Origin of the sequence: Arthrobacter sp. EPSL27, from assembly GCF_001512305.1 — a bacterium.
Taxonomy (GTDB): domain Bacteria; phylum Actinomycetota; class Actinomycetes; order Actinomycetales; family Micrococcaceae; genus Arthrobacter.
Map to the genome: position 1 here is coordinate 730201 of NZ_LNUT01000005.1, position 14648 is coordinate 744848.

At 67.3% G+C, this 14648-nt stretch carries 12 protein-coding genes; 3 read left to right on the top strand and 9 right to left on the bottom strand.

Annotated features, from left to right (window positions below):
- Nucleotides 1-150: 150 nt before the first annotated feature.
- Both uvrB and coaE read right to left on the bottom strand, forming a co-directional pair.
- Nucleotides 151-2232, bottom strand: coding sequence for an excinuclease ABC subunit UvrB (uvrB, locus tag AR539_RS14280; RefSeq protein WP_066438179.1), 2082 nt, complete (start codon nucleotides 2230-2232; stop codon nucleotides 151-153).
- Nucleotides 2233-2272: 40 nt separating this feature from the next.
- The gene (gene coaE / locus AR539_RS14285; protein ID WP_066438180.1) at nucleotides 2273-3511 is read right to left on the bottom strand and encodes a dephospho-CoA kinase; all 1239 of its coding nucleotides are present in this window, start codon (nucleotides 3509-3511) and stop codon (nucleotides 2273-2275) included.
- Between the two features lie 22 nt (nucleotides 3512-3533).
- Between coaE and AR539_RS14290 the strand changes: the two genes are divergently transcribed.
- Together AR539_RS14290 and AR539_RS14295 are read left to right on the top strand one after the other, a co-directional pair.
- A complete protein-coding gene (locus AR539_RS14290) occupies nucleotides 3534-4235 on the top strand; it encodes an IMPACT family protein (RefSeq protein ID WP_066438182.1) in 702 nt (233 codons plus the stop codon).
- Nucleotides 4219-4743 carry a GNAT family N-acetyltransferase gene (locus AR539_RS14295; protein ID WP_066438185.1) on the top strand — a complete coding sequence of 175 codons (525 nt, stop codon included), beginning with the start codon at nucleotides 4219-4221 and terminating at the stop codon, nucleotides 4741-4743. The genes AR539_RS14290 and AR539_RS14295 overlap by 17 nt, the downstream gene beginning before the upstream one ends.
- 400 nt (nucleotides 4744-5143) lie before the next feature.
- On the opposite strand, the gene AR539_RS14300 is transcribed toward AR539_RS14295, so the two are convergent.
- The 4 genes from AR539_RS14300 to polA all read right to left on the bottom strand — a co-directional run bounded on the left by AR539_RS14300 (nucleotide 5144) and on the right by polA (nucleotide 11846).
- Entirely contained in the window at nucleotides 5144-5869 is a 726-nt protein-coding gene (locus AR539_RS14300) for a nucleotidyltransferase domain-containing protein (RefSeq protein ID WP_197410642.1), read from the bottom strand.
- Nucleotides 5870-6190: 321 nt separating this feature from the next.
- Nucleotides 6191-7669, bottom strand: a complete 1479-nt coding sequence (rpsA, locus tag AR539_RS14305) for a 30S ribosomal protein S1 (RefSeq protein WP_066438196.1) — start codon at nucleotides 7667-7669, stop codon at nucleotides 6191-6193.
- Nucleotides 7670-7869: 200 nt separating this feature from the next.
- Nucleotides 7870-9159 carry a GNAT family N-acetyltransferase gene (locus AR539_RS14310; RefSeq protein WP_066438199.1) on the bottom strand — a complete coding sequence of 430 codons (1290 nt, stop codon included), beginning with the start codon at nucleotides 9157-9159 and terminating at the stop codon, nucleotides 7870-7872.
- A gap of 47 nt (nucleotides 9160-9206) precedes the next feature.
- Nucleotides 9207-11846: a DNA polymerase I gene (polA, locus tag AR539_RS14315; protein WP_066440012.1), complete on the bottom strand. Its 2640-nt coding sequence runs from the start codon at nucleotides 11844-11846 to the stop codon at nucleotides 9207-9209.
- 241 nt (nucleotides 11847-12087) lie between these two features.
- Between polA and AR539_RS14320 the strand changes: the two genes are divergently transcribed.
- Nucleotides 12088-12552 (top strand): hotdog fold thioesterase, encoded by a 465-nt coding sequence (locus tag AR539_RS14320; RefSeq protein WP_066440014.1) that lies wholly within the window; start codon nucleotides 12088-12090, stop codon nucleotides 12550-12552.
- 22 nt (nucleotides 12553-12574) lie between these two features.
- Here AR539_RS14320 and AR539_RS14325 read toward each other — a convergent pair whose 3' ends face one another.
- Genes AR539_RS14325 through AR539_RS14335 form a run of 3 tightly spaced genes read right to left on the bottom strand, consistent with a single transcriptional unit; the run spans nucleotide 12575 to nucleotide 14583 of the window.
- Nucleotides 12575-13126, bottom strand: a complete 552-nt coding sequence (locus AR539_RS14325) for a dihydrofolate reductase family protein (RefSeq protein ID WP_066438200.1) — start codon at nucleotides 13124-13126, stop codon at nucleotides 12575-12577.
- 18 nt (nucleotides 13127-13144) lie between these two features.
- Nucleotides 13145-13366 (bottom strand): hypothetical protein, encoded by a 222-nt coding sequence (locus tag AR539_RS14330; protein WP_066438202.1) that lies wholly within the window; start codon nucleotides 13364-13366, stop codon nucleotides 13145-13147.
- The gene (locus AR539_RS14335) at nucleotides 13366-14583 is read right to left on the bottom strand and encodes an inorganic phosphate transporter (protein WP_066438207.1); all 1218 of its coding nucleotides are present in this window, start codon (nucleotides 14581-14583) and stop codon (nucleotides 13366-13368) included. The genes AR539_RS14330 and AR539_RS14335 overlap by 1 nt, the downstream gene beginning before the upstream one ends.
- Nucleotides 14584-14648 lie beyond the last annotated feature (65 nt).

Sequence of the window (14648 nt, forward strand, 5' to 3'; positions counted from 1 at the left end):
ATGCGGTGTAAGTCTCTCCGGCTGGCCGGCGTCCGATACTGAGGTACCTGGGACTGCCTGGCCGCCCGCTACGCCCGGCAGGGCATCTGTGCCGTGCGTGTTGACGATCGTAGCGCTTGGGATACTCCCCTACGTCCGCCCCACATTACCCTAGGCGTGCCCCGCGGACTGCATTTGACGCAGCTCCTTCTTCAGCTCCCCCACCTCGTCGCGGAGCCGTGCGGCGAGCTCGAACTGCAGCTCCCCGGCGGCGGCGTGCATCTGTTCCGTCAGCTGCTCGATCAGGCCCACCAGGTCCTCGGCCGGTGCGGCGGCGAGGCCGTCGGCGCGGACCTTGGCGGCGCCCTTGCCCTTGCCCTTGGCCTTGCCGGCGGCGGCGAGGAGCTCGCGGGTGTCCGCGTCCTCCTTGGCGATCTGGTCCGTGATGTCGGCGATCTTCTTCCGCAGCGGCTGCGGGTCGATGCCCTTCTCCGTGTTGTAGGCGACCTGGATGGCGCGGCGGCGGTTCGTTTCGTCGATGGCGTGGGCCATCGAGTCGGTGATCTTGTCCGCGTACATGTGGACCTGGCCGGACACGTTGCGGGCGGCACGGCCGATGGTCTGGATCAGCGACGTCGAGGAGCGCAGGAAGCCTTCCTTGTCCGCGTCCAGGATGCTCACCAGCGACACTTCCGGGAGGTCCAGGCCTTCGCGGAGCAGGTTGATGCCGACCAGGACGTCGAAGACGCCCATGCGCAGTTCGCGGAGCAGCTCCACGCGGCGTAGGGTGTCGACGTCGGAGTGCAGGTATTCCACCTTCACGCCGTGGCCCAGCAGGTAGTCGGTGAGGTCCTCGGCCATCCGCTTGGTCAGCGTGGTGACGAGGACGCGTTCGTTCTTGGCCGTGCGGGTGCGGATTTCGCCCAGGAGGTCGTCGATCTGGCCCTTGGTGGGCTTGACGATGACCTCGGGGTCGATCAGGCCTGTGGGCCGGATGATCTGCTGCACGAACCCGTCCGCCTTGCCGAGCTCATACTTGCCGGGCGTCGCGGACAGGTACACCGTCTGCCCGACGCGCTGCAGGAACTCGTCCCACTTGAGCGGGCGGTTGTCCATCGCGGAGGGCAGGCGGAAGCCGAAGTCGACGAGGTTCCGCTTGCGGGACATGTCGCCTTCGTACATCGCGCCGATCTGGGGCACGGTGACGTGGGACTCGTCGATGACCAGCAGGAAGTCGTCCGGGAAGTAGTCCAGGAGGCAGTGCGGGGCGCTGCCAGGCTCGCGCCCGTCAATGTGCGAGGAGTAGTTCTCGATGCCGTTGCAGAAGCCCATCTGCTGCATCATCTCGAGGTCGTAGGTGGTGCGCATCCGGAGCCGCTGCGCCTCCACCAGCTTGTTCTGGCTTTCCAGGACCTTGAGCCGGTCCGCCAGTTCATCTTCGATCCGCTTGATGGCCCGGCCCATCCGTTCCGGCCCGGCGACGTAGTGGGAGGCCGGGAAAACGTACATTTCCTCTTCCTCGCGCAGCACTTCGCCGGTGAGTGGGTGCAGGGTCTGGATGTTTTCGATCTCGTCGCCGAAGAACTCGATCCGGATGGCGAGTTCCTCGTACATCGGGATGATCTCCACGGTGTCGCCGCGCACGCGGAACGTGCCGCGGTGGAAGTCCACGTCGTTGCGGGCGTACTGCATGGCGACGAACTTCCGGAGCAGGTCGTCCCGGTTCATCTCGGCGCCCTTGCGGAGCGTCACCATGCCGGCGATGTACTCTTCCGGGGTGCCCAGGCCGTAGATGCAGGAGACGGTGGCCACCACGATCACGTCGCGGCGGGTCAGCAGGGCGTTGGTGGCGGAGTGCCGGAGCCGTTCGACTTCCTCGTTGATGGAGGAATCCTTCTCGATGAAGGTATCCGTCTGCGCCACGTAGGCCTCAGGCTGGTAGTAGTCGTAGTAGGAGACGAAGTACTCCACGGCGTTGTTTGGCAGCAGTTCGCGGAATTCGTTGGCGAGCTGGGCGGCCAGGGTCTTGTTCTGCACCATCACGAGGGTGGGACGCTGGACCTGCTCGATCAGCCACGCCGTCGTCGCGCTTTTACCGGTGCCGGTGGCGCCGAGCAGCACCACATCTTTCTCGCCGTTTTTGATGCGCTCCGTCAGTTCAGCGATCGCGGCCGGCTGGTCGCCCGCCGGCTGGAACTCGCTGATGACCTCGAAGGGTGCCACGACACGGTTGATCTGCTGGGCAAGACTCATGTACCTAATCTACCGCCGGGGTGCGACATGATGCCCTGATTCAGCTTTGGGCGGTACCGGGCGCCCCGGTGGTTTGCGACGGCGGCTGCCAGCCGGTGCGTTGCACCCACGCGTCCATCCTGGGCGCGGCGTAGTCCGTGAACCAGCCTTCCTTGTCGGCGGCGTAGCCCGCGGTGGATTTATCGACGCCGTGCAGCTTGGCGGCGCGGCGTTTTTCGGCCAGGTAGTCGGCCCGGGCGGCGGCGTCGTCGCGCAGCCAGTCACGGAAGCACAGCGCGAACCTCCAGCCCGGGGAATTGACGGCCCGGACGTGGAGGTTGACCGCCCGGCCGGGATCGGCGTTGCCGTGCAGCCGTTTGGCCCAGTCCGCGGGGTCCGGGTGCGGCGGCTTGGGATTGTCCGCGGCGGTCCCGGGCCAGGCCGGGAACCCGGCGTCGGCCAATACGGGGGCGATCCGGTCCGCGGCGGCCATGTTTTCCACGCCGAGCTGGAGGTCCAGCACGTCCTTCGCGGCGAGCCCGGGGACGGCGGTGGAGCCCACGTGGTCCAGGGCCAGCACGTCCTGGCCGGCCGCCGCCCGGAGGCGTGCCATGAGCCGTTCGGCCTGCGCCGGCCAGTCCGGGTTGGCCGGGACCAGTACCGGCCCGCCGGTGCGGTGGGCGAGACGGTGCCGGGCCAGGTTCTCGGCGAAGGGCGTGAGCCGGAATTTCCAGAGCCGGTCGACGGCGTCGCGCAGCTCTTCCTTCGACCCGGAGTTGTCCAGGACGACGTCCGCGGCCGCCAGCCGGTCTTCCCGGGAGGCCTGGGCGGCCATGCGGGCGCGGGCCTGCTCCGGAGTCATCTGCCGGTGCTGCACCATGCGCTCGACGCGGACGGACCCGGGGGCGTCCACCACCACCACCAGGTGGAAATTGGCGCCCTGGCCGGTTTCCACCAGCAGCGGGATGTCCTGGACCACCACCGCGCCCTTCGGGGCAGCGGCGGCCAGCGCGGCGGCCCGCTCCCGGACGAGGGGGTGGATGATGCCGTTCAGCACCGCGAGCCGCTCCGGGTTACCGAAGACGAGGGCGCCGAGCTTGGGCCGGTCCAGTCCCCCCGACGGCGTCAGGACGGCCCGGCTGAAGGCGTCCACCACCTGCGCGAGTCCCGGAGTGCCGGGTTCCACCACCTCCCGGGCGAGGGCATCGGCGTCGATCACCACCGCGCCGAGTTCGCGCAGGCGCGCGGCGGCCACTGACTTGCCTGAGGCGATGCCGCCCGTCAACCCAATTTTCAGCACCCCACCAGACTAAACTGATCGGGTGGCTGAAGAGGCGGTTTTCCCGGAGAGCAGGGCAACCGTGTACAGCACGCTGGCCGCCGGCCCGGCGTTCCGCCACGAGATCGAGGTGAAACGCTCCCGTTTCATCACCGTCCTGCAGCGCACCGGCGATGAGGACAGCGCACGTGCGCTGGTCGCCGGATTGCGCCGGGAGTTCCACGACGCGCGGCACCACTGCTCGGCGTTCGTGCTGGGACCGGACCGGGACGTCCAGCGTTCCAACGACGACGGCGAACCCTCCGGCACCGCCGGCATCCCAATGCTCGATGCGCTGCTGAAGCGCGAGACGGCACCCGGAGTGACGGACCTCAGCGACGTGACCGCCGTCGTGGTCCGCTATTTCGGCGGCATCCTGCTGGGTGCCGGCGGGCTGGTCCGGGCGTACTCCGAATCCGTGTCCGCTGCGCTGCACCGCGCACCGCTGGTGCAGCGCCGCAGGCTGCGGATCTGCACGGTCAGCGTCCCTCACGCCGGCGCCGGCCGGCTGGAGAATGACCTGCGCGCCGCGGGCTACGTCATGGCCGAAACCGCTTACGAGGCGCAGACTACAGTCCTGAGGCTCGCGCTGCCGGACCATCCGGCGGACCTGGCCCGGGCGGGTGAACGGCTCGCCGCGCTGTCGGCGGGGACCGCCGCCCTGCTGCCCGGAGGAACGGAGTGGATCGATGTCCCCCTCACCTGAGGTACCGCAGCCCCCGGTCCGCCTCGTGGACGTCACGGAGCAGGTCCTGGAGCAGCTGCTGGTGGTGGCCATCCAGGACGCGGACGCCGACGAGGTGACCCCGCCGCTGGGCAGTGCCTCCGGCTGGAACTCGGAACGGATCAGCTGGTTCCGCGAATACCACCACGCCGCCGCGGGACTCGAGGGGCCGGCGCACCAGAAGAGCTGGGCCATCAGTGCCGGCGGGAAGCTGGCCGGCTCCATCCGGCTCCGGCGGACCGGCCCGGGCACCGTGGAAACCGGGATCTGGCTGGGCCGCAGCCACCGCGGCAAAGGAATCGCGCACGAAGCCCTCCGGCTGGTGATCGAGCGTGCCGCGGCGTCCGGCGCGGACGTGCTGGAGGCCGACACCACGGCAGGGAATACCGCCGCGCTGGCCCTCCTGCGCTCCGCCGGGGCGTCGTTCGAAGAGGGCGAGGCATCACTCACCGCCGCTGTCCCGGTCAAGGCCAGGATTCCCCTGCGCTAGTTTCGGGGCCCTGCTGGGACCGCCCACCACTGGACATGTCCCCCGGTCACGCCGCACCCCGCCGTCGGACATGCGCCCCCCTGACCCGCACCATTGGACATACCGCCACTATGTCCACTCACGGCGCCCAAAGATGGGCATGTCCCCCGCACAGCTCCGCACCCCCACCGGACATGCGCCACCCTGACCCGCACCACTGGACATAGCGCCACTATGTCCACCCACGGCGCCCAAGGATGGGCATGTCCCCCGCACAGCTCCGCACCCCACACCGGACATGCGCCACCCTGACCCGCACCAGTGGACATAACGCCACTATGTCCACCCACGGCGCTCAAGAATGAGCATGTCCCATGGTGGGCCGGCGCCAACTGTCAGGTCGCCTTAGCGCGGCGCACAGCTAAGGGGCTGTGCCGGGGGCAAGAAGCGAGCCGCGAAGGAATCCGTCCATCAGGTATCCACCGTTGGCCTCCAGTACCCGGGCGGCGAGGTGGATCAGACGCTCCGCGCTGTGCTCCGGGGAACCCGCCCAGTCGCGCAGCGCGGTGGCAGTGTCATCAGCGGGCAGCTGTTCCAGCCGGCGGACCAGCCATTTGCCCTTTCCCAGCCACTTGCCGTGCTGGAGAAGCAGGAGCTCCACCGACTGCCGGAACACCTCGGAGGACGTCGCAAAGGATTCAGCCCGAAGCACGGTGCCCCGCAGGTCGTCGAGGGAGTTGCTCAGTTCGTAGCGGCGCAGATCACGTTCCTCGGAGGTCAGCGGCTCCGGCCCGCGCTGCATGTACCGCCGGGCGTCCCGCTGCCACGACTCCGCAAGCCCGTTGCCTGCGCCGGTGAGAATGGTCCCCTGGGCGCAGAGGTCACCCAAGATCGCGCAGCGCTCGGCACGCTCCCGCGCATACCAGAAGGTGACGCTGGCCGGCGTGTGGACAAACTCCTCAACAATCTGCCCCCGATGACGCGTCGTCCGGGCGTAGTTGGCGCCGCCGTCGGGGTACAGGACCACAATGTCGAGATCGGACGTGGGAGTATTCCGGCCCTGGGCCGTGCTGCCCCCAAGAATGGCCGCAACGGCGTCGGGGTGTCTCTCCGCGACGAAGTCCTTGGCCGCACTGATCGGATCCATCAGGCAATACTGCCCGATGGAAACCCGCTCAGCCCGGAAGCACACGCCGCAGCTCTGCCTAGCCCAGGCCGCCGTCGGACATGTCCCCCGGTCAGCCTGCAACCCACACCGGACATGCGCCACCCTGGCCCGCGCCACTGGACATAACCCCACCATGCCCACTCACTGCGCCCAAGAATGAGCATGTCCCGCGGCCGAACCCAAAAATGGGCATGTCCTTAAACGAAAGGTGGCCGCCCCGGGGGACGGCCACCTTCACCGCGTTACTTCAGGCTGGCAACTGCCAGGCTCCGGGAGCGGACTCCCGGGGACCTGGGGCAATTAGTTGCCGGTCAGCTTCTCGCGCAGTGCGGCAAGAGCCTCGTCAGATGCCAGGGTACCGGCGCCTGCGTTGGACTCAGCAGCCGGCTCCGAGGAGTAGCTGGTGGTGCCGGAGTCGCTCTCGCCAGACGTTGCAGCTGCAGCGTCGTCGGCAGCGTGCTGGGCAACCTGCTTCTTGTGGGCTTCCCAGCGGGTCTGGGCGTCAGCGTACTGCTGCTCCCAGACGGCGCGCTGCGTCTCGTAGCCTTCAAGCCACTCGTTGGACTCCGGATCGAAGCCCTCCGGGTACTTGTAGTTGCCTTCTTCGTCGTACTCAGCGGCCATGCCGTAGAGAGCCGGATCGAATTCGGTGGACTCGGCGTCGACACCCTCGTTGGCCTGCTTGAGGGAGAGGGAGATGCGGCGGCGCTCGAGGTCGATGTCGATGACCTTGACGAACAGCTCGTCACCAACGGAGACAACCTGCTCGGCCAGCTCAACGTGGCGCACGGCGAGCTCGGAGATGTGGACCAGGCCTTCGATGCCGTCTTCAACGCGAACGAACGCGCCGAACGGAACCAGCTTGGTGACCTTACCCGGAACAACCTGGCCGAGGGCGTGGGTGCGGGCGAAGGTCTGCCACGGATCTTCCTGCGTAGCCTTGAGCGACAGGGAAACGCGCTCGCGGTCCAGGTCGACCTCGAGAACCTCGACGGTGACTTCCTGGCCAACTTCGACAACCTCGGACGGGTGGTCGATGTGCTTCCAGGACAGCTCGGAAACGTGGACGAGGCCGTCTACGCCGCCCAGGTCCACGAAGGCACCGAAGTTAACGATGGAGGAAACGACGCCGGGACGGACCTGGCCCTTTTCCAGCTTGTTGAGGAACGTGGAGCGGACCTCGGACTGGGTCTGCTCGAGCCATGCACGGCGGGACAGCACAACGTTGTTGCGGTTCTTGTCCAGCTCGATGATCTTGGCTTCGATCTGCTGACCGATGTACGGAGCAAGGTCGCGCACACGGCGCATCTCGACGAGGGATGCGGGCAGGAAGCCGCGCAGACCGATGTCGAGGATAAGACCACCCTTGACAACCTCGATGACGGTACCGGTAACGACGCCGTCTTCTTCCTTGACCTTCTCGATGTCGCCCCAGGCACGCTCGTACTGAGCACGCTTCTTGGAGAGGATCAGGCGGCCTTCTTTGTCTTCCTTGGTGAGCACCAGGGCCTCGACGAGATCGCCGACGGCGACAACGTCACCGGGATCAACATCGTGCTTGATGGACAGCTCGCGGGAGGGAATGACACCTTCGGTCTTGTAACCGATGTCGAGCAGAACTTCGTCGCGGTCGACCTTGACAACGGTACCTTCGACGAGGTCTCCGTCGTTGAAGTACTTGATGGTGGCGTCGACTGCTGCGAGAAAGTCCTCAGCGGTACCGATGTCGTTAATCGCGACTACGGGGGTACCGGGCTTCTCGGTGGAGGTGATGGTCATGTAGTAGGGGCTCCGTTGTGGATAGTTAGTCGGTCAGGCAAACCGCTGCGCCCGCGTCGGCGACACGGGCACAGAACACGGCACAACGCCGGGTCATCCTGATTTTGTGGATTGTAAATGCGCACACGTAGTGCACGCCCGTTTAGTCTAGTCGCTTTGATGAACGGGGGTCAAAGCGCGGCGGCGCGGTGCAGGCCGGGCTAGAAGTGCGTCAGGCAGTGCGGTGCGCGTTCGACGGCGAACATGCGTTTCGCTGTCAGCGCTGCCCCGGGTGCGTTCTCGGTGATCCGCCCGGCGGTGGCCAGGGTGACCGGGCAGACACCGCCCAGGTAGATCGATCCAAGGTCCGCGACGTCGAGCGTCAGGTCCGGTTCAACACCGTCAGCCGCCGCCTGCACAGCCGGTTGCCCGCCGCTCGCGGAGAGCGAGAACGTGCCGGCCGCGAAGCCGAGGGTATCCGTCACGCGCAGCACCAGGCCGCCGTCGGACGAGTAGCGCCGGGCGCCCAGGGCCTTCTCCACGTCCAGTACCCGCAGCCACAGCATGTCCCGGGCGTCCGAGCCGTTCACGCAGCGCGGATCCTTGAGCGCCCACGGCAGGGGGTCGTCCACCGGCGCCTCGTCCCACGTCACGCGTTCGACGAGATCGATTGCTCCGAGGTACTGCCACAGTTCCAGGTAGGCGGCGCGGGTGGCCGCCACCAGGTCGACCACTTCCATTGTGTAGGGGGTGCTGGACCAGCCGCCGAACTTGTAGGACACATAGCCGTCCACGTCGCCGTCGGGGCCGTAATGCAGGGCGACCTTGACCTTCGGGTCATCGCCGTCATCGCGGCTGACGGAACCCGAGGCGAACTGCCGGTAGAACTCGTGCCGGCCCACGGAACCCGGCGTCTGGCGATGAAGGCGCTCAAAGATCACCGGGGCCAGCTCCAGGAGCACCTTGGGATCAGCCACCTCGACGGAGCCGACCGGGGTGTGGTCCACCACGAACCGGGCACTCGTGTCCACCTTGACCGACTGCTCCGACGTCGCGACGCCGAAGCCGAACCGGCCGTAAATGGACGCTTCGGAGGCGGTCAGCGCGGCCATCGCCAGGCCTTCCTGTCGCGCCAGCCCCAGCTCCTCGGCCATCATCCGGCGCAGCAGCCCGCGGCGGCGGTGCGAGGTCCGCACGGTGACCGCAGTCACCAGACGGGTGTCCAGCAGCCGCCCGAAGCCGACATTCAGTGTCTTGGTCATGGTCCCGAACGTCGCCACCGGCACCTCGGCACCGAGTGAATGCTCGGCGACAGGCCCGGTCTGGTAGGCGCCGGTCATCACGCGCCCGTCGGCGCGCTGCATCTCGAGGCCCTTGTCGACCCGCTCGTCGCTGCGGCGGGCATCGTGGAACCCGAAGGCTACGGCCCGCATCCAGGCGACCGCCTCCGGGTACGCCGGGTGGTCCTTGGCCGCCGGCGTGAAACGCCTGATCTCGTACTGCTCTGCCACGTGCTTCTCCCCCTAGGAATCCTGCCAAATGCCCCGCCGGTGCCGGTTTAGTGCCCGGCCTCGTACCAGCTGGAGCCGATGCCGATCTGGACCTCGAGCGGGACGGTCAGCTGCGCTGCGGCGCCCATCTGCTCGGTCACAAGCTTCTCCACGGCGTCACGCTCTCCGTGCGCCACTTCGAGGACCAGTTCATCATGGACCTGCAGCAGCATGCGGGATTTCAGGCCCTGGTCCGCCAGCGCTCCGGCCACACCCAGCATGGCGCGCTTGATGATGTCCGCGGCGGAGCCCTGGATGGGCGAGTTCAGCGCGATCCGCTCCGCGTTCTCGCGGAGCTGGCGGTCGGTGCTGGTGAGGTCCGGGAGGTAGCGGCGGCGGCCTTCGATGGTGGCGGTGTAGCCGTCGATCCGGGCCTGGTCCACCACGCCGCGGAGGTAGTCGCGGACGGCGCCGAACCGGTCGAAGTAGTCCTTCATCAGGGTCCGGGCCTCGTCGACGGAGATCTCCAGCTGCTTGGAGAGGCCGAACGAGGTCAGTCCGTAGGCCAGACCGTAGGACATGGCCTTCACCTTCGAGCGCATGGCACTGGTCACCTGGTCGGTGGGCACGTGGAAGATGTTGGACCCGACGAACCGGTGCAGGTCCTCGCCGTCCTTGTAGGCCTGGATCAGGCCGGCGTCCCCGGAGAGGTGCGCCATGATGCGCATTTCGATCTGCGAGTAGTCCGCGGACAGCAAGCAGTCGTAGCCTTCGCTGACCACGAAGATGCCGCGGACGCGCCGCCCCTCCTCGCTGCGGATGGGGATGTTCTGCAGGTTCGGGTTGTTGGAGGAGATCCGTCCCGTGGCCGCCACGTTCTGCGCGTACGTGGTGTGGATGCGGCCGTCCTCGGCCACTGATTTCTTCAGCGACTCCAGCATCTGCCGCAGCTTGGAGGACTCACGGTGTGCCATGAGCTGGACCAGGAACTCGTGCCCGGTCTTCTCCAGCAGGTTCTTGAGCGAGGCGGCGTCGGTGGTGTAGCCGGACTTGATCTTCTTGGTCTTGGGCAGCCCCAGTTCCTCAAAGAGCACGGTCTGCAGCTGCTTGGGCGACCCAAGGTTCACCTCGTGGCCAATGGCCGCGAAGGCAAGCTCCTGGGCGTTGTCGATGACCTTGGCCAGATCCGCCAGCTGCTCGTCCATGCGCTGCATGTCGATGGCGATACCCGCAAGTTCCATGTCGGCGAGGACACGGCTGACGGGCAGTTCCAGGGTGGTGAGCAGGTCCTGGGCCTTGCGCTCGGCCAGTTCCGTCTCGAAGTACCGGCTCAGGGCCTGCACGACGGCGGCGACGTGCACCAGGGCGCCCGCAGCGGCGGCGTCATCGCCGTCGAACGCCAACTCGAGCTGACCGGCCTTGGCCGCCTCCGTGGAGACGCTGATGTTGAGGTGGTGCTGCGCCAGTTCGGCGAGTTCGTAGCTGCGCCGGTCCGGCTGGATCAGGTAGCCGGAGATGGAGGTGTCATCCACCACGCCCTCCAGGCCCAGACCGCGGCTGGAGAGCGCCTTGAGGGCCGCCTTGTAGCCGTGCATGACCTTCGGCGCACCCGCATCTTTCAGCCAGCCGGCCAGGACATTCTCGGCAGCGGCGTCCTGGCCGGCGAGATCGATGTACGCGGCTCCCTTGTCGTGGACGATGGCCAGGGCCGCGGCGTCCTCGCCGATGCGGCCGGGCACAACGTCGACGGCGACGGCCGCGCGGGTGCCGGCGCCGGCTGCCAGGAACGCGGACAGCCCGTCAGCGTCCGACGGGGTCACGAAGTCCGGCGTGTCCAGGCTTTCCCGCTCCGCCTCGGTAACTTCGCTGCCGTAGAGGGCGAAGAGCCGGGTGCGGATGGTCTTGAATTCGAGCGCGTCGAACAGCTCCTCGAGGGCCGCCTGGTCCGGCCGCGGGTCCGCGAGATCCTCCAGTGCCACCGGGAGCTCGAGGTCCGTGTGGAGCCGGTTCAGCCGCCGGTTGCGCTTGACCTCCTCCACGTTCTCGCGGAGGGCGTCGCCCACTTTGCCGCCGATAGAGTCAAGGTGCTCCAGGACGCCTTCCAGCCCGCCGTAGAGGTTGATCCACTTGGCGGCCGTCTTGGGCCCGACGCCGGGGACGCCCGGCAGGTTGTCTGCCGACTCCCCCACCAGGGCCGCGAGGTCCGAATACTGGGCGGGGCTGACGAAGTACTTTTCCTGGATGGCGTCCGCATCCATTTTGGGAATGTCGCTGACGCCCTTGCGGGGGTACAGGACGAACACGTTGTCCGTGATGAGCTGGAAGGCGTCGCGGTCGCCCGAGACGAGGAGCACCTCGAAGCCTGCCTTTTCCCCCATGGCGGCGAGGGTGGCCAGGATGTCGTCGGCCTCGTAGCCGGGCATCTTGATGGTCTTGATGCCCCAGGCGCCCATGACCTTGTCGATGAGGTCGATCTGGCCGCTCATCTCCCGCGGGGTCTCGTTGCGCCCGCCCTTGTACTCGCTGTACTCGGCCTTGCGGTGGGTTGTGTCGTCCGAAACGTCGAAGGCGACGGCGACGTGCGTGGGCTTCTGCTCCTTGATCAGGTTGATGAGCATGGACGTGAACCCGTGGATCGCGTTGGTGTGCTGCCCGGTGGAGGTGGAGAACTTGTCCGCGGGCAGGGCGAAGAAGGCACGGAAGGCCATGGAGTGCCCGTCCAGGACCAGGAGGCGGGGCTGGTCCGTCAGGGGAATCACGGGCGCCTCGGTGGCGGAAACCGCTCCCGCTGCCCGGGCGGACTTCCGGGCGGGCTTGGCCGCACCCGCCGGCGCAGCAGCCGGGGCCGGGAACATGTCCGCCGCGGTGTCGGAAGACCCTGCAGTGTTCAAAGACAGGGTGGAAAGGGCCGGTTTGGTAGTTTCGCTCACAGGTGCCAGCCTAGTTGCCATGACGGACAATTTCACGCCGGGCCCGTACGCGGCCGAACTGGCGGCCGCTGGGATTCCCGCGGAGATGCACGAGTGGCTGGGGCAGTACGGCGTGGGCGCCCTGGTGGTGAAGATGGGCATCCATTTCCTGGAGATGAGCCCCGAGCGGACGGTCGGCACCATGCCCGTGGAGGGCAACACGCAGGTGGCCGGGATCCTGCACGGCGGCGCGCACGTGGTCCTCGCCGAAACGCTGGGTTCCTTTGCCGCCGGAATGCACGCGGGCCCGAAGCGGCAGGCGCTGGGGATCGACGTCAGCGCAACGCATCACCGCGCCGTCACCGCAGGCACGGTGACCGGCACCTGCACGGCGATCCACCTCGGCCGCACCCTCACCACCCACGAAATCGTGATGACGGACGAGCAGGGCCGCCGGCTGTCCACGGCGCGGATCACGAACCTGATCCGCGACATAGCACCCTGATCACACCGGCACCACGCCGGCGCTACGCCGGGCCGGACCCGAAGCGGTAGCGCAGCTCCACGATGCCGCGGCCCAGGGTGTGGGACGAGACCAGCTCCAGCGGCGCCGTCGGACCGGCCAGCGGCAGAACCGCTTTGCCGCGGCCCAGCACGACGGGAATGATCGAGATAATAATCTCGTCCAGGGCGGACGCGTCAGCGAACTGGGCCGCGAGCACCCCGCCGCCGACGATCCAGACGTTGCGGCCTTTCGCGGCGGACCTCAGGTCCTCCACGAATTCGCCGACCGGCCCTCGGACAAAGGTCACATCCGCGCCCTGCGGCACTGAATATTCGTGGTGGGTGAACACCCAGCACGGTGTGGCCGGATACGGCCAGGTATGCGGTTCGTGTTTCCGCAGCCAGGCGTAGGTATCTCCGCCCATGACGATGCAGCCGACGTCGGCCATAAAGGCGTCGTAGCTTTCCTGTCCGCCGGAGAACCCGTCGAACTGGAGCAGCCAGTCGAGATTGTCATCGCCCGTGGCGATGAATCCGTCCAGCGAGGACGCGACGAAATACTGGAATCCGGCCATGGCCCCAGCGTACGCCGGTTATCCGCCGAAGTACGGGATGATCAGGTACAGCCCGAACAGCACGGCGGCACCGCAGAGGCCAAAGCACACGTACGCGAGGGGCCGCAGCCAGGCCGGCTTCTGTTCCGTCACGTCGCCGGCGATCGCGGTCAGGCGCACCCCCAGGGAATACAGGACCACAACGGTCACTGCCGCGACGAGCGTTGCGCCCGCCACCTGCACCAGTTCAAGCCACTTCATTACAGTTCGCCCTTCGGCTCGTCCTTGGCCGTGCTCGCTGACATGGCTTTCTTCTTCTTCTTCCGGAAGCGCACAGCCTGGCCGGCTTCCTCGACCGCAACGGCATTGTGGTGCCCCACATGGGACTTCTTGGAATACAGGAACATGTACAGCACGGCGGCGGTCCCGGCCGCCGCCGCGATGATGACGCCCACGACGCCGGTCATCACCAGCAGCGCGGTGAGTGCACCCACGATGCCGGCGGCAGGGAGGGTGAAGAGCCAGCCGAGCGCGATCCGTCCGGCGGTGCCCCAGCGGACGGTGGTGCCGCGCCGGCCCATGCCTGAGCCAATGACGGAGCCGGAGGCCACCTGCGTGGTGGACAGCGCAAACCCGAGGTGCGAGGACGCGAGGATGGCGGAGGCGGTGCTGGATTCGGCGGCGAAGCCCTGGGCCGGCTTGACCTCAGTCAGGCCGGAACCCATGGTGCGGATGATCCGCCATCCGCCGGAGTACGTGCCGATCGCGATCGCGAAGGCGCACGAGGCGATGACCCAGAACTGCGGTCCGGTCCCCGGCTCCTGGGTGCCCGCGGCGATCAGCACGAGCGTGATGATGCCCATGGTCTTCTGCGCGTCGTTGGTCCCGTGGGCCAGGGCCACCAGGCTGGAGGTGAAGATCTGGCCGGTGCGGAAGCCGCCGCGCTTCTGGGTGAGCTTGGTGCCCGATTCCGGGTCGTGGCGGGACGTCAGCGCGTAGGCCAGCCGGGTGCACAGGTACGCCACGCCGCCGGCGATGATCGGGGCGAAAATCGCGGGGAGGATCACCTTCTGCATGAGGCTCTCGAAGTTGATCGAGTGGATTCCGATGCCGGCAATGGCGGCGCCGATCAGGCCGCCGAAGAGTGCGTGCGAGGAACTCGACGGCAACCCCTTCAGCCAGGTGATCATGTTCCAGAGGATGGCGCCCATCAGCCCGGCGAAGATAATGTCCGGGGTGATCTGGACCCCATCCGAGCCTTCCTTGATGATGCCGCCCGACACGGTCTTGGCCACCTCCGTGGAGAGGAAGGCGCCCACCAGGTTCAGCACTGCCGCGAGGGCGACTGCCGTTTTGGGTTTGATGGCGCCGGTCGCGATGGGCGTGGCCATCGCGTTGGCGGTGTCGTGGAATCCGTTGGTGAAGTCAAAGAAAAGTGCCAGCGCTATAACCAGCGCCACCATGATGGTGATTTCCACCTGTTGCCCAATCTGCAGAGTTGACGGTCAGCGGTCTCGTTCCCCGTTGCCGGCGATGGCCATCC

Excerpts from the sequence above, each read along its gene's own strand:
- polA (WP_066440012.1), bottom strand. The coding sequence starts at position 11,846 with ATGGCCTTCCGTGCCTTCTTCGCCCTGCCCGCGGACAAGTTCTCCACC.
- AR539_RS14325 (WP_066438200.1), bottom strand. The coding sequence starts at position 13,126 with ATGGCCGGATTCCAGTATTTCGTCGCGTCCTCGCTGGACGGATTCATC.
- AR539_RS14300 (WP_197410642.1), bottom strand. The coding sequence starts at position 5,869 with ATGGATCCGATCAGTGCGGCCAAGGACTTCGTCGCGGAGAGACACCCC.
- AR539_RS14330 (WP_066438202.1), bottom strand. The coding sequence starts at position 13,366 with ATGAAGTGGCTTGAACTGGTGCAGGTGGCGGGCGCAACGCTCGTCGCG.
- AR539_RS14295 (WP_066438185.1), top strand. The coding sequence starts at position 4,219 with ATGTCCCCCTCACCTGAGGTACCGCAGCCCCCGGTCCGCCTCGTGGAC.
- rpsA (WP_066438196.1), bottom strand. The coding sequence starts at position 7,669 with ATGACCATCACCTCCACCGAGAAGCCCGGTACCCCCGTAGTCGCGATT.
- uvrB (WP_066438179.1), bottom strand. The coding sequence starts at position 2,232 with ATGAGTCTTGCCCAGCAGATCAACCGTGTCGTGGCACCCTTCGAGGTC.
- AR539_RS14320 (WP_066440014.1), top strand. The coding sequence starts at position 12,088 with ATGACGGACAATTTCACGCCGGGCCCGTACGCGGCCGAACTGGCGGCC.